The sequence below is a fragment of the Streptomyces californicus genome (genome assembly GCF_000717645.1).
Classification (GTDB): Bacteria; Actinomycetota; Actinomycetes; order Streptomycetales; family Streptomycetaceae; genus Streptomyces; species Streptomyces californicus.
The window spans coordinates 1-456 of the sequence record NZ_JNZZ01000081.1 but is presented as its reverse complement, the minus strand read 5'-3'; the positions used below and the strand labels follow the sequence as shown (position 1 = coordinate 456).

The window sequence follows — 456 nt, the reverse complement described above, 5'->3', positions numbered from 1 at the left end:
GGGGTGGGGAGGGTGATGGGTGTGGGGAGGCCGAGGAGCCAGGCGGCGCGGGCGATGCTGTGGTGGGCGTTGGCACCGCAGATGGTCTGTACGGGGCCGTGGCGTTCGCGGGCGAGGAGGAGGGCGAGTTGGTTGGCTTCGGTGCCGCCGGTGGTGATGACGGCGTCGGGTGAGGGGGTGTGGGGGTAGATCTCGGCGGCGAGTGTGGTGGTGAGGTCGGCTTCGAGGGCGGAGGCGGCGGGGGCTTGGTCCCAGGAGTCCATGGAGGGGTTGAGGGCGCTGGCGGCGAGGTCGGCGGCTGCGGCGAGGGCGAGGGGTGGGGTGTGGAGGTGGGCGGTGCAGTGGGGGTGGGCGGGGTCGGCGGCGCCTGCGGCGGGTGCGGTGACGAGGGCGGACGCGGTGTGCGCTGCGGGCGGGCGCCCGTGATGCCCGGACGTGTTCTGAGCCCGGTCGCCG

At 75.2% G+C, this 456-nt stretch carries 1 pseudogene; it reads right to left on the bottom strand.

What is annotated here, in order from left to right:
* Window positions 1–456, bottom strand: a pseudogene (locus tag IF19_RS01000000135240) (pyridoxal-dependent decarboxylase); the annotation flags it as partial.